The following is a 21368-nucleotide window of genomic DNA, read 5'->3' as shown; positions in this document are numbered from 1 at the left end:
GCATTAGCCTTTTTTTCTACCACTCGCCTAGCGAGTGGTTTTCTGGATACAACAAGGCCCCGTTTTTCAACGGGGCCGCGTTGACATTATCAGGGAATTGTAGTATAAATATTAAGATACCGTGCCTTAAAAACCTTTTATAAACACTGCCCGAACCTATCGGCAGAGGAGGCGTCTTGATGATTTCCCTGTTTTCGTTGAATGAATCCGATGATAAACCTCAATTCAAATCCATACTCAGCCCCAAAAAGCCGACGCTGTGGATCGTCCTCGCTTCGGCGGTCGTCATCATCACTTCTGCCGCGCTTTCTCTTTCAAACGCCTTACTAGGTTCTGCCACTGCGGGATCGTCTGATCTTCCCGTGCTGTCCGAAACCTCTTCAGTCTCCGCTTCCGTCAAGACGAGCGCATCCCCCATACCTGCCGATGTGATCGTTGTGGATTTAAAAATGAAAAGCTCGGACGATTCCTACATCGCCGATTTTGAAGCTGCCGGCGAAATGATGTATGACTGGATTACCGACAGCGAGACACTTGCCGCATATGTGCAAACGCTCAAAAAACACTATACTTCTTGGACGGACCTAAACGAAGCCCTCCGGAAATATGACGCGGAATATTTTGAATCCGCCGTTTTAATGCCCGTCATCCTGCGTTCCGACTCCAATGTATCCTGTTTTTATACCGGGCACTCTTTAAAACACTACGCAGGGTACACGTTTGCTGAAAATTACGGCCTCATTCAAACCTTTACATTCTCCATCGGAACCTCTTCCTCTTTTTGCCTTGAATATTCGCAGTTGAAAAATGATGAGCCAACTTCCGATGATCCCACTTGGTGGATTTCTTTCGTGGAATTCCGCAAATCCGATTTAAAAAGCTTTGATTTACAGGAACCGCCCATCTTAACCGCACAGGCGGAACACGGAAATACCGATCAAATCTCCCTGCATTATGAAGAGATCTACTGCGACAGTTACGTGGGATTCGAGACCGACATCTATCTGATTTTGGGTTTTGACGACCAAGAAAAGACGCTTCTTAACGGCAATAAAAAAATCATAGCTACCGGTTCCGACTTTATATTTATATCTCGAATGATCGGGGTTCTGAAGAGCGACGGATGGCAATTTATTAATGTTGAAGGAGGTGTCCTCTCAGATTACTTTTATACCGATCTGATCGTAGATAAAAATATAACAACTTATTCCCTCGGAGACCAACTGATTGCAGCCAAACGCGATGGGAAATGGGTTCTCATGTACTGTTGTACGGCTTATGAAGCGACAGACGCCGTTTATGACGAAATCATTCTCGATTACAGCAAAGGCGTTCCGGAGGTAATCAGCGTTGTGCAAGGCGGAAAATACGGAGCCATTTCTGATCACGGAAAAGTTCTCGTTTCTCCGCAATATGATTTTTTATTGGTGGATTATGATAATGACCTATATGTTTTAAAAGACGGTCAATGGGGTTTAATTACCGTCAGTTCGTTCCCGGTTGCATCCGCACCCGACTGGACAGCGGAAATACCGGAAGAAATCATCAATGTTTATACCTATTTCAATAAACCCGTTTACGAGGTTACCGACTTTGAAGGCAACGTCCTGAATTGGTTTTCACATAACAATATATTTTTCTATTTAGCAAACGAGACCGGCACCATTACAAACCTACAAATGCAAGTTTTTGCGACACGTTTTATGCCGGATTACGACTGGGAAACCGGCAACACCCGTGCGGAATACGACGCTGTCACGATGAAATATTTCGGCAAAACCCTGACCGACTATACCGGAAACACCATGTTTGAACTTGTTCCAGGAACCGACCTGATTCGTCCCACGGGCTGGAGCCTCGCTGACGGCCCCGGTTTTGTGCTTTTAATGGCCCCGCTTCAAAAAGAAGGTGAGGTTTATACCGGATTGCTTAACTGTTATTATCTCAATGATAACTGGATGAATGCCCCTTACACCTGGGAAGAAATCGAACAGATGATTTATAACGGCGAAATGCAGCCCTTTGTTCAATACGGCTGCGGCATCAACACGCTGGAGATTAAATTCTCCCTCGGCCAAGAAGCAGACGGTTCTTATTATCCCATTTTTCACAGCGTAAAATATCAATAATTGTTGCTTTATCGACCCCTTTCACCGCAAGTTTTTATCCGCAATAAATCCTACAGCAAACTCACGTAACCCCGCTTTCCGGCGGGGCTTTGTGCCCCGAACCGTACGTCAGAGGAGGCATTTTGATGATTTCCCTGTTTTCCCTAAATGAACCCGACAATAAACCGCACACCAAAACCAGTTTCAACCTCAAAGATCCGAGGCTTTGGATCATCCTCTCCATGGTGGTGCTGATTGCCGCCGCAATCATCATTCTCCCACACGCCTTAAAAGTCCCTGCCGTTTCGGAACCGCTTATATCCTCAAGGCCACTCACATCATCGGATACTTCGAAAATCTCTTCTATTGCATCTGTTTCAACAGGTTCTAAAAACACAGTGAGCACCGATAATTTTTACTATCCCGATAGTTTTGAAGAAAACGGCAAATACGGTGCTAAGGGCAGCGGCGGAATTATCATCGTCCCCGCACAATATGATTATTTAACGACGAAATATTTTTATAAAGACCGTAAGCAATTATATGTTCTACTAAACAATCAATGGGGCGCAATCACACTTGACGCTGATATGAATCCCTCCGAGCCCGACTGGTCAGCTCAGATTCCCGATGATATTACGATCATTTATACATATTTCACGAAACCGGTTTATGCACAAACCGACTTTGAGTCACAAATCATTGAAATGCTTGACTCTTATTGTTTTGACTACTTAGCCACAGATAGCGGCGAGATTTCGGATATGGAAATGGCTATGTTTGCAGCGATACATATGCCGAACTATGACTATGATAATGGAAACACCCGTGAGGAATACGACGCTGTAGCCTTGAAATACTTTAAAAAAACTCTGAATGATTATACTGGAAAAGGTATATTAGATTTAATACCCGGAACTGATCGTCTTCAACCGTCCGGATGGGGTTATGAAATGCACCCTGATTTTATTCTATTGAGTGCTCCGCTTCAAAAAGAAGATGAGGTTTATATCGGATTATTTGATTGCTATTATCGTCATCCCTTTGACTGGGACTACGAGCTTTATAACTGGGAAACCACCAAGCAGTTATTTTATAACAAAGATTGGAGGCCTTTTCTGGAATGTGGTTGCGCTATCGATACACTTGAAATTAAATTTTCCCTCGGTCAGGAAGAGGACGGCTCCTATTATCCGATTTTTTATAGTGTGAAATATCAATAATTATTCTTTGGCTTCGGTTTCTATTAAAACCGGCAAGGCCCCGTTTTTCAACGGGGCCTTTTGCTTTTATCTGTGTAGGGAACGGTCTTGACCGTTCCGTTTTTATAACAAACCCTCTCAATCAAACAACTTCTCAAAATCCACCACGCGGTCGGCGACTTCGGCGATAAAATTCTTATCATGCGACACAAAAATCACGCTGCCGTTGAAATCGGCGATGGCCTTTTTCAGCCGCGCGATGCACTTGACGTCGAGGTGGTTGGTCGGCTCGTCGAGAATCAGCAGTGTATACGGCTTAAAGATCACGTGGCACAGCTTGATTTTGGCCTGTTCGCCGCCCGAAAGCTGCGAGACCGGCTTGTTGATCAGCTTGGCCGATAACCCGCACGAAGCCAGCGCCCGCCTGATCTCCACATCGGCCACCGACGGATACCACTCCTTGACATACCGGAACGCCGACCACTCCTCCTGATCCCACACGCTCTCCTGCTCGTAATATCCCACCGTCGCCTTCGGGTGATAATTATATTCTCCCGAAATCGGCGGCAGCAACTTGCATACGGTTTTCAAAAAGGTCGTCTTTCCGATGCCGTTAAACCCGGTGACAGCGACCTTTTCACCCAGCGTCAGCCGTAAATCGATCGGCGGCAGCAGTGCGAAATCATACCCCACTGAGAGTTTTTTGGTCAATAACACCTCGCGCCCGGTGATCGGCTGATACCGGAACGAAAACGTCGGTTCGGGGCTGTCGCTCGGTTTGTCGAGGACGTCCATCTTCTCCAGTTCCTTGCGGCGGCTCTTGGCCATTTTTGAAGTCGACGCGCGCGCAAGATTTCGGTTGACATAGTCCTGTAGTTTCTCGATCTGTTTCTGCTGGCTCTCGTAATCCTTGACATAGGCAACGCGCCGTTCCTCTTTCAGCTTGGCAAAGGTCTCGTAATCGCCGCCGTATCGGGTGATTTTGCCGTGTTCGATGTCGCAGATGCAGTTGGTCACGCGGGTCAAAAACTTATAGTCGTGCGACACGATCATATACGTCCCTTTAAAGTTATTCAGATACTTGACCAGCCATTCGATGTGTTCAATGTCCAAAAAGTTGGTCGGCTCATCAAATAACATCACATCGGGTTCCTCGAGCAAAAGCCGTGCCAGCATGACCTTTGCGCGCTGCCCGCCCGAGAGTTTCGCGGCAGGCCGATCCAGCCCGATGGCGTTCAATCCGAGTCCGGCGGCGGTCTTCTCGATTTTTGCCTCCAGCCCGTAAAACCCATCGCGGTCGAGAATCTGCTGCCATTCGCCGCATTGCTCGTTCAATTCGGCAATGCGTTCCTCGTCCTTGCTGTTGGCAATCTCAGAAAACGCTTTTTGCATATTCGCATTGGCTTCGTAGGCCTCGGCGAATGCCGTGCGCAGAAATTCGCGCACCGAGAGCGCCGAACCGATGCTCAGCTGCTGGTCTATGTAGCCCAGTCGCAGACGGTGATTAAATTTGATCTGTCCCTTGTCGGGCAGCAGTTTGCCCGTCAGCATGTTGATGAAGGTGCTCTTTCCCGCGCCGTTCAGACCGGTCAGACCCATCTTGTCGCCGCCGAACAACTCCATCTCGGCATTGTTGAAAAGCGGTGCGTCCCCGAAGGTATGGCACAGCTCTTTTACTTCTAATACACTCATTTTATATCAATTCCTTTATAACAGGCGCGGTATAGATGCGGCAGGGGTTTCCGTCGTCACCTAAACCCTGCGTCAGATACCGCCAGCCGTATTTTTCGTAATATTGTGTGTGGTCGGTGCACAAATACACCGCATCAAAGCCGCTTTTAGCGGCCTCTTTGCGCGCGAATTCGAGCAGTTTTCCGCCGAGACCCTGTCCGCGTGCCGGTTTTTCCACATACAGCGCACAGACATAGGGAAACAGGTCGGTGCGGTCGACAAAGTCGTTTTGAATCAATCCGCATCCGCCGATGATCTTATCATTTTCGTCCACGGCGATAAACCACTTCGGAAGCGGCCCGCCGTTTTCGATCATGTCGGCAAAACTCTGCTCATACGCCTCACGCTGTATCCCCCACTTCGAGGCAAACCAATCGACCGCTTCATTCGTGAATTGCGGTCTTTCGGCAACACAGAATATCGTCATCATATCAAATTGAATTTGCTACCGCTCACCGGGAACAGCGCAAAACACCGAAATCGTTTTCATCATGCAGATACTCACCCATAATTATTTTGAAACCCTACACGCGCCCATCATAGCATAACGGTGATTTTTTGTCAATTTCGCATAAGAACAACCGTCTTTGCGAATCAAGCCAACCCTGTCTTTGCGAGGAAAGCGCGGAGAAAAACTCCGCGCATGACGAGGCAATCCAGAAATATAGCGTCCGGATTGCGCAAGGTTTAAACCTCCGCGCAATGACGATACACCGTCCTCCCGCGCGAAACGAAGGCTCTCGGTCTGATGAAGCTGCTTTTTTGCATATGAACCGGTGGTAATTTTCAAAATCCCTTGCTATTGCCTTTTGAATATTTTATAATATTCTCAATTCTGCATGGAGGTTGTTTCATGAAAAAAATCACGTTTATAGGGGCCGGAAGTTTCGGCTTTACCCGCGGCCTTGTCCGCGACTTGCTGACCTTTGATGCATTCAAAGACGCGCATATCTGTCTGATGGACATCAACAAAGACCGCCTTTCCTACAGCGAAAAAGCGGCCCGCAAGATCATCACGGCAGGGAATTATCCGGCCACCGTCACAGCCACACTCGACCGCGCCGAAGCGCTCAAGGGCGCCGACGGCGTCGTTATCACCATTTTGGCGGGCGGCCCCGACATTTTCCGCACCGACATCGAAATCCCGAAAAAATACGGCGTCGACATCAACGTCGGCGATACGCGCGGCCCGTCGGGCATCTTCCGTTTCCTGCGTACCGCGCCCAAAATGCTCGAAATTCTGCGCGACGCCGAAAAATATTGCCCCAACGCCGTCGTGTTGAATTATACCAACCCCATGGCGATGCTGTGCCGCTATCTGCAGAGCGAGACCACGATGAACGTCACAGGTCTTTGCCACAGCGTGCAGGGTACCGCGAGCATGCTGGCCAGATGGATCGGCGCCCCGATGGAAGAGGTCACCTACACCTGCGCGGGCATCAACCACCAGGCGTTTTATCTCGATTATAAATGGAACGGCAAGGACGCCTATCCGCTGATCAAAAAAGCCATGGAAAAACCCGAGGTCTATAACGAAGAACAGGTCCGCAACGAGATGTTTTTGGCGCTGGATTATTACGTCACCGAGTCCTCGGGCCACAACTCCGAATATAACGCCTGGTTCCGCAAACGCCCCGACTTAATCGAAAAATACTGCACCAGCGGTACCGGCTGGAACCCCGGCGAATATGCCTATATCCTCAAAGAATACTTCAAGCGTGAAGAAGACGGCAAATGGATGAAGGATATGGACGACTGGATGGCCGAGGAAACCGTCGATCTCAAACGCGGCCATGAATACGCCTCCTCCATCTTCAATGCCATTTTCGGCGACCATACGCCTTATGAATTCAACGGCAACATCCGCAACTTCGGCATCATCGACAATCTGCCCGAGGGATGCTGCGTCGAAGCGCCGGTGCGCGCCGGTCAGGACGGCATCAAACCCTTCCGCGTCGGCAAACTGCCCGATCAGCTTGCGGTACTCGTCAATACCAGCGCCCGCTGCGAAGAGCTGGCGGTGCAGGGCTGCATCGAGGGCGATAAGCGCAAGATCTACCACGCCGTGCTGTTCGACCCGCTGACCGCCGCAGTGCTCTGCCCGGCCGAAATCCAGTCGATGGTCGACGAGATGTTCGAAGCCGGCAAGGATTACCTCGGTTATTTTAAGTAAGCGGCATGATGCCGCATACGAACGCGTCGCGGAATCTGCGTCTCGTTCGCTTGATAGCGCGCGTTTCCGACCTCGATGTCATCTCTCCCCGTAGGGGCGGCCCCATGTGGCCGCCCGCTCCTACGATACCGGTTCTTGGTAATTTGAATCTTTCCGTCATTTCGTATAAACGGGCGCACACATAGGTGCGCCCCTACAAATCTAAATTCTGTCCTTTAAAAACACACATACATTGTCATTCCTGTCACAGGTGGCGAGCGCGATCATCATCACGCTCGCCGCTTTTTGTTTTTCCAGTTCGGTCATCAGCCATTTTTCATCCTTGCCGATCTCCTGAAGGTTTTTATATAAAATTTTCCCGTCGATGACCAACTCAATTTTCAACGTGTCCTGCGGGGGATTCAGATTCATATCCTGCGGCGTCACGGGTCGCTTATCGGCAACCGGTAAGAAACTGATCTCGCCGTTGGGCTCCAGCATCGCCGTCAGAATATCGGATAAGTCAAAATAACCCGCCGAACGGGCACGACACAAAAATTCATTGATATCAATCCGCGCATTTTTAAAATTATCCATTAAAAACTTGCCGCCGTCAACCAATATCACCGGTTTTCCGGTGATGACCTTGCGCATCATAATCGACTTATCGGTAATATAGGACGCGGCGATGGACACCAATCCGAACACGATCATCGCCGTCAGCGGAATTTCAAAATCCTCAAAGCCCGTTACCGCCAATTCCGCCGCGATCGAGCCGATGGTGATGCCGTTGATATAATCAAAAATCCCGAGCTGCGAAATCTGCCGCTTTCCCATTAACCGAGTCAAACCAAACAGCACCACCGCCGCACCCAGCGACGTCACCGTCGTCTTTAAAATCATTTCCACCCGCATCACGCCCCTTTCTCCGGTAGGGGCGCACTTGCGCCCTGCTGCGTGTGCGTCCGTCAGCATAATACCGTTTTTTAGTTCTGCTTCATAACTTAAAGATCGGGCGATCACGGTGAGCCCATGCCCGTATCGCTCCCACATCAGTATTTCCAGAAAAATTTCAAATATTTTTTAAAACCCCTTGACAGCTTCTTGCTATTCGTATATATTCCTAATAGAAACCGATTACGAAAGGAGGAACGGACCATGAACAGACGAAATACCATCCAGCGCGATCTGGTTTTGGACGCGGTCAAAACGCTGCAAAACCACCCCACGCCGGAACAGGTCTATTCCTGCGTCAGCGCCCGTTTTCCCGGAATCAGCAAAAGCACCGTATACCGCAATCTCAACATCCTGTGCGATGACGGTGCGCTTTTACGCATCCCAGTGCCCAACGCGGCGGAGCATGTCGATCACAACATCGACCCGCATTATCACGCCGTATGCCGGGAATGCGGACAGATTTTTGACATTCGGATGCCTGCGATGGATCTCATCGCGAACCTGCCGGAGGGCGGGGAATTTGAAGTCGAAGACCTGCAGATTATTTTTACCGGAATCTGCGCAAACTGCAGAAAATAACATTTTTAAAGGAGAGAATTAAAATGAAAGAACTCAAGGGTTCCAAAACCGAAAAGAATTTGATGGCGGCATTCGCCGGAGAATCCCAAGCGCGCAATAAGTACACCTATTATGCCTCCAAGGCACGCAAAGACGGCTATGAGCAGATCGCCAACATTTTCGAAGAGACGGCGGGCAACGAAAAAGAGCACGCGAAAATCTGGTTCAAACTGCTGCACGACGGCGGCGTCCCGGCCACAACGGCCAACCTGGCCGACGCGGCGGCGGGCGAATATTATGAGTGGACCGACATGTATGCCGGTTTCGCCAAAGACGCGCGTGAAGAGGGTTTTACCAAGATTGCAGCCCTGTTTGAAATGGTCGCCAAAATCGAAAAGACCCACGAAGAGCGCTATCGCAAACTGCTTGCCAACATCGAGGGTGATTTGGTGTTCTCCAAGGACGGCGACACGGTCTGGCAGTGCGGCAACTGCGGCCACATCGTGATCGGCAAAAAGGCCCCGGAGGTCTGCCCGGTCTGCGACCATCCCCGGTCCTACTTCGCCGTCAGATGTGAAAACTATTAAATCCGAATTGAACACCCCATTGAAAAAGCGCCTGTGATAGGCGCTTTTTTGTTTTATTCCTAGTGAACGGTTGACAGTTAAAAGTGTACAGTAACATTCCCGATAACAACATACAAATCCCGTTTTGCAAAGCAAAACACCGCAACTGCACACAGAACACTGCTCAACGGTTCGCTTTAACGTTTTATCCGGCAACGAACTGTAACTCACACGATCTTGTTCCTATAAAATCTCTTTCCCCGGACGATAATATTTTGTAAAAATCGTGCATATTTAAAGTGTTGACAACTATCAAGGGCGATAGTATAATAATTTTCATCAACGATTTTTGCTTGCCCCGAGACCCGTTTATATAATTCTTTTTGGAGGAATCATTAATGGTATTCAACAAAATCCGTGAAATCATCTGTACCCAGCTCGACATCGAACCCGACAAAGTCACCATGGACGCCAGCGTCACCGATAATCTCGGCGCGGATTCTCTGGACTTGGTTGAGCTCGTGATGTCCATCGAAGAGGAATTTGACCTGGAAGTTCCGGACTCCGAGATCGAAAACCTTAAAACGGTCGGCGACATCGTGCGCTACATCGAAGCCAACTCCTAAGATCGAATCGCTTAACAAAGGCGTCCGAACACAATCGGGCGCTTTTTTGTTTACGCGAGAGGAAAGAGGCAAGGGGGTAGAATCGTGTAGGGGCGATCTGTGATCGCCCGTCCTCCTACGGTTGTGTTATTGCCAAGGAAGGAAGCGCGCACTATCAACCCGCGTTTGAAACCGGCATCCTGCCGGCTATTTGTTGCATAACCGGAAATTTTACTATATAATAAGGGTATCAGTGGATTGGAGGATGTTACTTTATGAAAATTCTTGTCACGGGCGGTGCCGGATTCATCGGAAGCCACACCATCGTCGAATTGTTGAATGCGGGATACGAGGTCGTCAGCGTCGATAATTACGGCAATTCATCCCCGTCGGTCAACGACCGCATCCGGCAGATCGCCGGAAAAAACTACGACTTTTACATGGTCGACGCCGCCAACGAGTCCATGCTCTCGGCAATTTTCGACCAGCACAAAATCGACTGTGTCATTCATTTTGCGGCCCATAAAGCCGTCGCAGAGTCGGTCGCACAGCCGGTTAAATATTATAAAAACAACCTCGATTCGCTGCTTTCCGTGTGTTCCGTGATGCAAAAACACGGCTGTAAACAGATTATCTTTTCCTCCTCAGCCACGGTCTACGGCATCCCCAAATCGGTGCCGATCAGTGAGAACTTCCCGCTGTCTGCCATCAACCCCTACGGCCAGACCAAACTCTTCGCCGAACAGATTCTGCGCGACGTTCAGCACGCCAATCCCGATTGGTCGGTGACCCTGCTGCGTTATTTCAACCCGATCGGCGCGCACCCGAGCGGCCTGATCGGCGAAAAGCCCAACGATATCCCGAACAACCTCCTGCCGTATGTATCACAAGTAGCCGCCGGAATTCTGCCGCGCCTTCGGGTCTACGGCGGCGATTATCCCACCCGCGACGGCACCGGCATCCGCGATTATATCCATGTCGTCGATCTGGCACGCGGCCATGTAGCGGCCATCGATAAACTTTCCGGACGCAGCGGCGTCTACGTCTATAACCTCGGCACGGGTCACGGCGAATCGGTGCTCGAGATTGTCCGGGCGATGGAAAAGGCCTCGGGCAAAGAAATCCCCTATGACATCGTCGAACGCAGGCCGGGCGACAGCGCCGAGAGCTATGCCGACCCGTCCAAAGCCGAACGCGAACTCGGCTGGAAAGCCCAATACAACCTTGAAGACATGTGCCGCGACGCCTGGCGCTGGCAGCAGTACTGCAAGGATCACAACCTTTAATTAATTGATTTATGAGCTGCAAATACGACATTGAACGCATTATGGACTGCGACCCTGCGGCCGTCAGCGCCGCTCAGGTCTTTTTCCTCTACTCGGGTTTCCGTGCGGTACGCCGCCATCGGGTAGCCCATTGGCTCTACGAACATAAATTTCGTTTTCTTGCATTTTGGTATGCCAAAACCACCCGCCGCCGCACCGGCATCGAGATTCACCCCGCCGCCAAAATCGGCAAGGGGCTGTTCATCGACCACGGTATGGGGGTTGTCATCGGCGAAACCGCCGAGATCGGCGACAACTGCACGCTTTATCAGGGTGTGACGCTGGGCGGCACCGGCAAACACACCGGCAAACGCCATCCGACCCTCGGGGATAACGTCATGGTCGGCGCGGGCGCAAAAGTTCTCGGCCCGTTCAAAGTCGGCAACAATTCCAAAATCGCAGCCGGCGCGGTCGTACTCGAAGAGATTCCCGAAAACTGCACCGCCGTGGGTGTTCCGGCCCGCGTGGTCTCGCGCAACGGCGAGCGCGTGGTGCAGGACCTCGACCAGATACATATCCCCGATCCGGTCGCACAGGAACTCTGCCGCCTGCAAATGGAGATCGACAATATCAAAAAGGAACTCAAGACCACGTAAGGTGGCCATTGGCCGTCCGAAGCCCGCGGACGCGCAATGCGCGCCCCTGCGCGAATATCAAACATCCGTGTCTGAAAAGGAAGGAAATCTATCAATGAGGATTTACAATTCCCTCACCGCCGAAAAAGAAGAATTCATCCCGATCGAGCCGGGCAAGGTAAAAATGTACACCTGCGGCCCGACCGTTTATCACTTTGCCCATATCGGCAACCTGCGCACCTATATCATGGAGGACGTGCTCGAAAAATACCTGCGCTTTGCCGGATATGACGTCAAGCGCGCCATGAACATCACTGATGTAGGCCACCTGTCCAGCGACGCCGACACCGGTGAGGATAAGATGCTCAAAGGCGCAAAGCGCGAACATAAGAGCGTCATGGAGATTGCACAGTTTTATACCGACGCTTTTTTCGCCGACTGCGAAAAGCTGAACATCAACAAGCCCGAGATCATCCTACCCGCAACAAGCTGCGTCGACGGGTTCATCGAAATGGTTTCCGCCCTGCTGAAAAAGGGTTATGCCTACGAAGCCGGCGGCAATATCTATTTCGACACCTCCAAACTCAAAGAATATTACGTTTTTAATAAACAGGACGAAAAAGACCTCGCCGTCGGCGTACGCGAGGGCGTCGAAGAAGACGCCAATAAGCGCAGCAAGACCGATTTCGTGCTGTGGTTCACCAAGTCCAAATTCGACGATCAGGAACTCAAATGGGACAGCCCGTGGGGCATGGGATATCCCGGCTGGCACATCGAGTGTTCCTGCATCTCGTTGCGCACACTCGGCGAACGGCTCGACATCCACTGCGGCGGCGTCGATAATATCTTCCCGCACCATACCAACGAAATTGCCCAAAGCGAGGCGTATTTGGGGCATAAATGGTGCAATTACTGGTTCCATGTGCGCCATCTGAACACCAATTCCGGCAAAATGAGCAAGTCTTCGGGTGAATTTTTAACTGTTTCGTTCTTGGAAAAGCAGGGCTACGACCCGCTGGCCTACCGCTTCTTCTGCCTGTTGTCGCACTACCGTAAATCGCTGATGTTCTCCGACGAAGCGCTCGACAACGCCGTCTCTGCATATGATAAACTCGTCTGCAAAATCGCAACCCTCGAAAAAGAGGGCGAAATCGACGACAAGGCCGTCGAAACCTATATCGCTCAGTTCAAAGAGTCCATGGACAACGACCTGAATACCTCTTTGGCCATCACCGCCATTTACGACACGCTCAAATCCGATGCCAACGGCGCCACCAAACGCGCGATTCTCGCAAAATTCGATACGGTGCTATCGCTCGGATTGCTCGAAGCCGCCGAAAAATTCCTGGCCTCGCAGGCGCCATGCCCGCTCGGAACCGACACCGAGATTTTAACGCAGATCGAGCTACGCTCGGCGGCTAAAAAAGCCAAAAATTTTGCCGAAGCCGACCGTATCCGCGACGAACTCAAAGCCCGCGGCATCCTCCTGACCGACACCCCCCAAGGCACGACCTACACCAAATCGTAGGGGCGGCGAGACGCCGCTCTCAATACGCGCCGCCATGATGGCGGTTTCAAACGCGTCATAAAATCTACGTACAGCAAACCCGATAGCACGCGCTTCCGACCTCGGCGTTTCTTTGTAGGGGCGGATATCATCCGCCCGCCCCTATACACCGTACCGTAGGGGCGACCCCATGTGGTCGCCCGCGAAAAATTCCCCTCTGTGGAGAGGTGGCACGGCGAAGCCGGCCGGGGTGGTCGTTCCTTGTAGGGGCGGATATCATCCGCCCGCCTACACACACCAAATCGTAGGGGCGAATCACATACACCGTACCGTAGGGGCGACCCCATGTGGTCGCCCGCAAAAATTCCCCTCTGTGGAGGGGTGGCACGCAGTGCCGGGGTGGTTAATATAATACCGTTTTGCTTCAGCAAAACACCTTAACTGTTTCACTGTTCACTGCTAACTGTTCACTTTCAAACTGCCATTGCACGAAAGGACTCTTACTTATGCTCTTGATGTTCGACATCGGAAACTCCAATATTACCATCGGTGCTTACGAGGGCGACGACCTGTTGTTTGTCTCCCGTATCAAAACCGACCCTTCACGCATGACCGACCAGTATTTTGCCGAGATCCGCGAGATATTAAAGCTGCACGAAGTCGCGCCGCAGGCGGACGGGGCGGTCATCAGCTCGGTTGTGCCGCAGTTGACCTCAACTTTCGCCGACGGCATCCGCAAATACCACAACGTCGAGCCGATGGTGGTCGGCGCGGGCATCAAAACCGGCCTCGACATCAAAATCGAGAACCCGGCTCAGACCGGTGCAGATTTGGTTGCGACCGCAGTCGGCGCATTGACCGAATTTAAACCTCCGCTCATCATCTTCGACCTCGGCACCGCCACCAAAGCCACGGTCGTCCTGCCGGAAAAACGTTTTATCGGCGGCATTATCGCACCGGGTGTGCAGATCTCGCTTGATGCACTCTCTTCACGCACGGCTCAGCTGCCGCATATTGACCTGAAAAAGCCCAAAAAGGTCATCGGCGACAACACGATTGACTGTATGCGTTCCGGCGTGATTTTCGGCACCGCCGCAATGGTGGACGGTATGATCGACCGCATGGAGGAGGAACTCGGCCAAAAATGCACCATCATCGTCACCGGAGGACTCTCCGACACCATCTCCGGCTGCTGCCGCCACGAACTCCATCTGCGTCCGAATTTAATTCTGCAGGGCCTGCTTGCGATCTATAACCTCAATTCAAGTTCCAAAAAATCATAAAAACCGATTGACAGAGCGCAAAAAGCTCCATATAATAAAGCCATCGGACAAAATGTCCGCGACCGGATGTACCATCCGGACAGCGTCCCACCGCCGACCATAGCGGGGGACAGCAAGGAGGAATTATCATGCGTAATCAAAGGGTATCCTATCTGACGCGCCTTTCTGTGCTCGTCGCCATCATCGTCGTAATGACCGTCCTGAACATCGGGAACATTCCGATCGGACCGATTGTCGCGACGATTTATCATCTGCCGGTCATCATCGGCGCAATCATTCTGGGCCCGACAGCCGGACTGATTTTAGGCGGATTTTGGGGATTACTCGGTTTTATTCTGGCGTTTACCGGCAATACGACCGACGTCGTGGCGCTCACCATCATCCAGCAAAGCCCGCTGCTCTATTTCGTCATCGCATTTTTCCCGCGCCTTTTCATGGGCGGTCTTGCGGGACTGACATCGCGCGGCTTCGACAGGCTCTTCAAAAAACGCCGCTATCTTGGTTTTATATTCACCGGCGCAATCAGTTCGCTTTATAACACGATTTTCTACCTCGGCGCACTCTGGCTGCTGGTCGCTCCGGTGATCGCGGACATCTATTCCATCTCCATCAAAGCCGTCGGCGGTGTTGTCATCGGCGTCGCGACTTCATATGGTCTTGTCGAGGCGGGTATCGCCGCTGTTTTGGTTTCGGCTGTCTGCGCCGCGCTGGTGAAGTTTCTGCCGTATAACACGGCGCGCAATAAGGAAAAAGCATAAACTGTACACAGAACTTTAATCATCAAAATCCCCGCGAACCGACTCTTCGCGGGGGTTTTCGGTACAAGGAGGTCCTCCCATGGGAAAGATCTATAAATTATGCGTCGTCGACAAACTGGGCGTTTTGGACCGCATTGTCGGTATCATCCGCCGGTGCGGCTGGAACATCTCGGTGATTTTCGCTTTTGAAAGCGAGCCGGGCAAATCCATGCTGATCATCAAGCTCAACAACGGCCAGATCGACGACGCGCTGACCAAGCGGCTCGAGGAGATCGAGAGCATCTACAGCATCGCCATCGAGGACGATCATATCACGCAGAAAATTGCGGATTTGGGGTTATAAAATTGAAAAGTAAATTTTCAATCCGCAAAAGGGAGGTCTTCACCATGTTGGTTCTTGCCATCAATCCGGGCTCAACGTCCACAAAAATTGCGGTATTTGACGAAAATCAATGCCGCATCATCGATAAAACCGTCTATCACGGCACGTCCGAGACCCGCCTGTTAGACGGCGTTTTGGCGCAGAAAGACATGCGCATGCGGTATGTGCTGGATACGCTGAAAGAAAACGGCATCGCCCCCGAATCCATCACGGCGGTTGTCGGGCGCGGCGGTATCATCAAGCCCATCGACTCGGGCACCTATATTGTCAACGAGGCCATGATCCGCGATTTAAAAAGCGCCTCGGCGCTCGTTCACGCATCCACCCTCGGCGGAATCATCGCTTATGATATTGCAAAAATATTCGGTCTGCCCGCCTATGTCGTCGATCCCGTCGTCGTCGATGAAATGGAACCCTGCGCCAAGCTCTCGGGTATCCCGGGCATTGAACGCCGAAGTGTCTTCCATGCCCTGAACACCAAGGAAGTCACCCGCCGCGCCGCCAAACAGCTGAATATCGAATACGAGAACGGACGGTTCATCGTGGCGCATATGGGCGGCGGAATCACGGTCGGTGCGCATATGTATGGGCGGGTAGTCGACGTCAACGACGCCATGGCGGGCGAAGGGCCTTTCACCCCGGAACGCTGCGGTGCGATTCCGGTGACCGGCATCATTGAAATGTGCTATTCGGGCAAGACCAAAGAGGAGATGATGCGGTTTGTCTCGGGCGGCGGCGGAATGTCGGCGTATTTGGGGACAAACGACCTGCGCGAAGTGGAGCAGATGATCAAAACCCAGGACGAATTCGCCGCTTTGGTCATGGATTCGATGGCCTATCAGGTCGCAAAGGAGATCGGCGCCATGTCTGCGGTACTCGAAGGCCGCGTCAATGCCATCGTCCTCACGGGCGGTCTCGCGCATTCCAATCGTTTCACCGGCGCCATCAAGCGCAGAGTCGACCTCATCGCCCCGGTTTTAGTCTACCCGGGCGAAGACGAGATGCTCGCACTTTCTGCCGGCGCCATCCGCGTTCTCAAAGGCGAAGAACGCGCCAAAGAGTATAAGTGATTACATCAAATGTAGGGGCGGATATTATCCGCCCGAAAATATCACAGAATTGACCTTTGCAAGAGGTTATTTTAATTGTTTATGTGGGCGGATAATATCCGCCCCTACTTTATTTTACCGCCTTTGCGAGGAAAACGCGGAGAAAATCTCCGCGTATGACGAAGCAATCCAGAAGTGAAGCATCCGGTTTCCCTCACGATCCGGATTGCCGCGGGGCTGAAGCCCCTCGCAGCGAAAGAGTAGGGCGGGCTGACCACAGCCCGCCGAAAAGGCCGCCTTTCGACGGCCTTTTGTCATCCTGAGCGTAGTCGAAGGATCTCGGACTGATAATAGCTAACATCAAAAAGACTTTTATAAATCTGGGATTTTTCCGGGCAGACGCGAAGCGGGTTCTGTTCAAAACTGACATCACAGCCCCTGCCTGTGCCAATATTTCCGTTCCAACCCCCGATACTGCACCGCCTCGGCGATGTGGTCGGGTTTTATTACCTCACTGGAATCCAAATCCGCGATGGTTCGCGCCACTTTTAAAAGACGGTCATGTCCGCGCGCCGACAACCCGAGCCGGTCAAACGCACGATGCATCAATTCGTCGGCCTTGGAATCGAGCGCACAGTATTTTTCAAGCAGGGCGGGAGTCATGTTGGCGTTATTTCTGCAAGCGTCCCCGAACCGCTCCCGTTGAATTTCCCGCGCCTTCATCACGCGTTTTGCGATCTCGGCGCTTTTTTCCTCGCCCGATTTCGAAGATAACTGCTCATATTCCACCTGCGGCACTTCGATGTGAATGTCAATCCGGTCGAGCATCGGCCCCGACAGCTTCGCTAAATATCGCTCGACCGCGCTGACCGAGCAGATACACTTTTTACTCGGATGCCCGAAAAATCCGCAGGGACAGGGGTTCATCGCCGCGACCAGCATCAGATTGCAGGGAAACCGCACGCTGCCGCTGGCCCGTGAGATCATGACGGTACCGTCCTCGATAGGCTGGCGCAGCACTTCCATGGCCTGCCGCGAAAATTCCGGAAACTCATCCAAAAACAATATGCCGTTGTGCGCCAATGAAATTTCACCCGGCCCCGGAATTTTGCCGCCGCCCGAAAGACCCACCGTCGAAATCGTGTGATGCGGCGCACGGAACGGCCTTGTCTTAATCAAACTTGCACCGCCTTGTAACTGTCCAGCCAGTGAATAAATTTTGGTTGTCTCGAGCGACTCGTCGAGGGTCATCGGCGGCATGATTGTCGGAATCCGCTTGGCCAGCATGCTCTTGCCGCTGCCGGGCGGGCCGATCATCAAAACATTATGCGCGCCGGCCACCGCGATCTCCAGCGCCCGCTTAGCCTCATATTGCCCCTTGACTTCGGAAAAGTCCAAAAACGCGCTCTCGGAGTCATTTTCCTCTAAAAACAAGGCGGGTTCAATCTGCGGTCCGCCTTTGAGGTGCGCATAAATTTGGTTGACGCTTTTTGACGGGTACACCGTGATACCCTCAATGGCGCCGCCCTCGTCGCGGTTGCCCTCGGGGATGAATACGTTTTTAAAACCTGCCTGACGCGCCGCGATCAGCATGCCGACAATGCCCCGCACCGGGCGCAGTTCACCGTCGAGCGAGAGTTCGCCGATAAAAGCATTGGCTTTGACATCAAATTCGATCTGCCCGCTGTCGGCCAGAATGGCCATTAAAATCGGCAAATCATACATCGGCCCGGCCTTTTTAACGTCGGCAGGCGAGAGGTTGACCACATAGTGTCCGATGGGCATCTCGAATCCGCTGTTGCGAATGGCCGCTTTGACCCGCTCCTTTGATTCCTGCACGGCGGCGTCGGGTAAGCCGACGACTTCAAACGAGAACAGGCCTTTGGCATAATCCGCCTCAACCCGCACCACATAACTGTCCATGCCGAACGTGCCAAACGAAAACACCGAGATCATAGTTTGCCGCCTTTCTTGCCGATTTTTACCACTGTGAGGGTATACCTTGTCAATTTCCGGACGCAATATACCCTATTATATTTATTGGTTCTTCTCCTCTTTCTGCCTGAAAATCGCCTTAACAATCTCCGAAAACGGCAGCACACCAACCGCTGCGACAAGTGCCCAAAACGGATAAGCCGCACCGGTTTCAAGCAGCAGATACCCAATCAGCGCAAAAACCCAAAACGACCCGAAGACCCAGGCCAAAAGACCTTTGTTTGCAAACAGCGAACTCTTGAAAAGCGTCTTTTCGTCTGCAAGACACAGCGCGGCAACGCAGGTGCCGCAGGCAAGGGCGATAAAACTGCCGGCTTTTTCGGCGCCTGTATTGATAAATGAAAACCCGATAGAAGCAACGGCTATGTATATCGAAATCAATAAAGCGTGCGTCGCTGAGGCGTGATTGTATTTGGGACCCGGGTTCCCTGCGGTTTCTTTAAATTCCTGCTTTCGAATATTCGGTACCAAAAAGAACTTTGCCGCGGCAAAAATCAACAGGGCAGCCGCTGCTTCAAATGCGGTTCTTCCGGCCAGAAATATCGTAACCAGCGTTGCAAAAACCGCACCGGCAACGGTGACACTGAACAACGCGCCATTTTTCACAGCTGATACACAGCGCCGGGATTTGCGTACCGCTTCCATAAACTCCCGATTGGTGTCCGCAGAGAGCACCAATCCGGATTTTTGGCGAATCATGTCGCAGGCATCGGCTGCTGCGACGCCCAAATCGGATGCGTCTAAAAGATTGTTTTGTGCACACTCCGAGCCGATTACCGACACGGTCTCACCATGTGTACGATATTGTTTTATGATTTTTATGCAGTCACGCACGGAGCAGTCGGCATAAGCGCGTACCGCCGAATCGGATGTATTCGCCTCACCGGCAGAGACCACCTTTTCACCCACACACAGCACGCCGAGCGTACGGGCATAAGCCTCGGTCACAGTCTTGCTTTTTGAAGTCAAAATCATCGGCGTAATTCCGTTTTGATAAAGTTCTTCGCAATATTGCGGCAGTCCGGCAGTCAGTTCATTCTGCACGGCGATCAACCCAGCTGCCATAAATTCTTCCCCATCCGATTCGCTTTCGATTCGCAGCTTTTTCACGGCCACCGCGATAACTTCCGCAGCGCCCTTTTGCATCTCGACGACGGCCTCACGCGCGTCAAGCAGCGGTTCGTCACAATGGGGCAAAAGTGCCGCCGCACTTCCGACAGCCACTGCGAGTTTTACTTTTCCGTACAGAATCGCCGCTGCCGTGATCTCACCGTCTCCGGTGCCCAATACCCGATTAAAATCAGTAAACAGCCGGAACAACCCGCCGTTTTCCTCGACAGCGGTTAAAATCGCCGTGGTCTTGGCGTCTCTGCCCCGGTAAACAGGCACGTTGTCAGCGTCAAATTCACATCCGAGTCCCAATGCGGCCAACCGCAGCACCGCCGCCTGATCCTCGTCATCGGGGTCATAAGCTTTCGCCCCCAATTGGGTCCAAACCCTGACCACCTTCATCCGCTTCTTTGCATACAGCACATCGATATCCGAACAGACCATCGATAAATCGGCGCTTTTTTCGATATCGGCGGGATTGCGAAAGGTCATCCCGTTATCTGCAAGTTCCAACGCTTCAGTGCATAATCCGAACCGCATCTCGGTTGTCAGTTCAAAGCCCATCATAATTCCGACCGCAAGCAGCACCGTCGAAAACGCCCCCGTATAAGTCAGGGCATTGGGGAAAAATCGCGGTAGTAAAAGCGCCGCCACCCCCAACACGAGCGCCGTTATGGAGAGTATGGTTTGGCTGTGGTACAAGGTTATTTCAAGCGGGGAACGGCTCTCGGGCGGCATCACAATCCGGGAACGCAGCCGCGCACATTCGGTTCGTTTGCCCGTCGCGGTCACAATTGCAAAAGCACTGCCCTCGGTCACCCCGCAGCCGCTGTAAATCATATTGATGCGCCCGTCCGTCGGGTCGTCCTCCCGCACAACAGCCATATGATCTTTACGGGTCAGCCGCCCCAATCCGAATAAAGCCGACTCATCGCAGAACAATCCCGACGCCGAAACCAGCCGCGCATCCGCCGGAATCACGTCGCCCGCCGTAACAAAGATCAAATCGCCCGGCACGAGGAATTCGGCATAGACCTCCAACCGTCTGCCGTCGCGGATTACGGTTGCCCTTCTGCGGATCGATCCCGCCAGCTGTGTGCGGACTTGCCGGATCCTGCCGTTTCGCGCCAGCCCAAAAATCAAATCGGCTGCCGCAATTACCAATATCAATATCGCCCATAATACATTTTTATCGGCAATGGCACAAAAAGCCGCACCGATGACGAAAAGCAGTATTTCCGGACGCAAAAGCGCTTTTATAAACGGTTTTTCAATCTTCTGCGGTACAGGTTCATACCGGTTGCGCCCGTATTTTTTGGCACGTTGTCTTGCCGCCGCCGAAGAAAGACCCACGGCGGTGTCGGTCTTGAGCTGAGAAGCGACCTCAGAGAGCCGAATATCGTGCCATCCCATCTTTAGCCTTCCTTTCAGCGGCGAGTCGCCGCTCACAAACGCGGGGAAGCATCTACAAAATCTTATAAAGCGGGAAGAATGTTCCGCAAGGG

Annotated in this window: 18 protein-coding genes; 13 read left to right on the top strand and 5 right to left on the bottom strand. The window is 52.0% G+C overall.

The features are described 5' to 3' along the window. The first annotated feature begins 179 nt into the window (after nt 1-179). Entirely contained in the window at nt 180-2129 is a 1950-nt protein-coding gene (locus PK629_05030) for a hypothetical protein (protein HOP10835.1), read from the top strand. Between the two features lie 125 nt (nt 2130-2254). Continuing rightward, entirely contained in the window at nt 2255-3331 is a 1077-nt protein-coding gene (locus PK629_05025; protein HOP10834.1) for a hypothetical protein, read from the top strand. Between the two features lie 117 nt (nt 3332-3448). On the opposite strand, the gene PK629_05020 is transcribed toward PK629_05025, so the two are convergent. Both PK629_05020 and PK629_05015 read right to left on the bottom strand, forming a co-directional pair. Continuing rightward, nucleotides 3449-5002, bottom strand: a complete 1554-nt coding sequence (locus PK629_05020) for an ABC-F family ATP-binding cassette domain-containing protein (GenBank protein HOP10833.1) — start codon at nt 5000-5002, stop codon at nt 3449-3451. Between the two features lies 1 nt (nt 5003). Further along, nucleotides 5004-5471 carry a GNAT family N-acetyltransferase gene (locus PK629_05015; protein HOP10832.1) on the bottom strand — a complete coding sequence of 156 codons (468 nt, stop codon included), beginning with the start codon at nt 5469-5471 and terminating at the stop codon, nt 5004-5006. 423 nt (nt 5472-5894) lie between these two features. Here PK629_05015 and melA point away from each other — a divergent pair, with 423 nt between their 5' ends. Continuing rightward, nucleotides 5895-7214 (top strand): alpha-galactosidase, encoded by a 1320-nt coding sequence (gene melA / locus PK629_05010; GenBank protein ID HOP10831.1) that lies wholly within the window; start codon nt 5895-5897, stop codon nt 7212-7214. Between the two features lie 201 nt (nt 7215-7415). On the opposite strand, the gene PK629_05005 is transcribed toward melA, so the two are convergent. After that, nucleotides 7416-8108: a DUF421 domain-containing protein gene (locus PK629_05005; protein ID HOP10830.1), complete on the bottom strand. Its 693-nt coding sequence runs from the start codon at nt 8106-8108 to the stop codon at nt 7416-7418. Nucleotides 8109-8351: 243 nt separating this feature from the next. On the opposite strand from PK629_05005, the gene PK629_05000 reads away from it, so the two are divergent. The 10 genes from PK629_05000 to buk all read left to right on the top strand — a co-directional run bounded on the left by PK629_05000 (nt 8352) and on the right by buk (nt 16779). Continuing rightward, entirely contained in the window at nt 8352-8729 is a 378-nt protein-coding gene (locus tag PK629_05000) for a transcriptional repressor (protein ID HOP10829.1), read from the top strand. A 23-nt stretch (nt 8730-8752) separates the two neighbouring features. Continuing rightward, nucleotides 8753-9295, top strand: coding sequence for a rubrerythrin family protein (locus PK629_04995; protein ID HOP10828.1), 543 nt, complete (start codon nt 8753-8755; stop codon nt 9293-9295). 377 nt (nt 9296-9672) lie between these two features. Continuing rightward, nucleotides 9673-9900 (top strand): acyl carrier protein, encoded by a 228-nt coding sequence (gene acpP, locus PK629_04990; protein ID HOP10827.1) that lies wholly within the window; start codon nt 9673-9675, stop codon nt 9898-9900. A 254-nt stretch (nt 9901-10154) separates the two neighbouring features. Next, a complete protein-coding gene (gene galE / locus PK629_04985) occupies nt 10155-11165 on the top strand; it encodes a UDP-glucose 4-epimerase GalE (protein HOP10826.1) in 1011 nt (336 codons plus the stop codon). 11 nt (nt 11166-11176) lie between these two features. After that, on the top strand, nt 11177-11800 hold the full coding sequence (gene cysE, locus PK629_04980) for a serine O-acetyltransferase (protein ID HOP10825.1): 624 nt from the start codon (nt 11177-11179) through the stop codon (nt 11798-11800). 94 nt (nt 11801-11894) lie between these two features. Then, nucleotides 11895-13307 carry a cysteine--tRNA ligase gene (gene cysS / locus PK629_04975; protein ID HOP10824.1) on the top strand — a complete coding sequence of 471 codons (1413 nt, stop codon included), beginning with the start codon at nt 11895-11897 and terminating at the stop codon, nt 13305-13307. A 485-nt stretch (nt 13308-13792) separates the two neighbouring features. Beyond that, nucleotides 13793-14569, top strand: a complete 777-nt coding sequence (locus tag PK629_04970; GenBank protein ID HOP10823.1) for a type III pantothenate kinase — start codon at nt 13793-13795, stop codon at nt 14567-14569. A 128-nt stretch (nt 14570-14697) separates the two neighbouring features. Further along, nucleotides 14698-15327, top strand: a complete 630-nt coding sequence (locus tag PK629_04965) for an ECF transporter S component (GenBank protein ID HOP10822.1) — start codon at nt 14698-14700, stop codon at nt 15325-15327. A gap of 79 nt (nt 15328-15406) precedes the next feature. After that, nucleotides 15407-15670 carry a hypothetical protein gene (locus PK629_04960; protein ID HOP10821.1) on the top strand — a complete coding sequence of 88 codons (264 nt, stop codon included), beginning with the start codon at nt 15407-15409 and terminating at the stop codon, nt 15668-15670. 44 nt (nt 15671-15714) lie between these two features. Next, nucleotides 15715-16779, top strand: coding sequence for a butyrate kinase (gene buk, locus PK629_04955; protein ID HOP10820.1), 1065 nt, complete (start codon nt 15715-15717; stop codon nt 16777-16779). 408 nt (nt 16780-17187) lie between these two features. Here buk and PK629_04950 read toward each other — a convergent pair whose 3' ends face one another. After that, nucleotides 17188-18714 (bottom strand): YifB family Mg chelatase-like AAA ATPase, encoded by a 1527-nt coding sequence (locus PK629_04950; protein ID HOP10819.1) that lies wholly within the window; start codon nt 18712-18714, stop codon nt 17188-17190. Nucleotides 18715-18795: 81 nt separating this feature from the next. Further along, nucleotides 18796-21276: a cation-transporting P-type ATPase gene (locus tag PK629_04945; protein ID HOP10818.1), complete on the bottom strand. Its 2481-nt coding sequence runs from the start codon at nt 21274-21276 to the stop codon at nt 18796-18798. Nucleotides 21277-21368: the final 92 nt, after the last annotated feature.

It is taken from the genome of Oscillospiraceae bacterium (assembly GCA_035380125.1).
Classification (GTDB): Bacteria; Bacillota; Clostridia; order Oscillospirales; family JAKOTC01; genus DAOPZJ01.
Note: the sequence above shows the minus strand (reverse complement) of the source record. Positions and strands in the feature narration are given on the sequence as shown.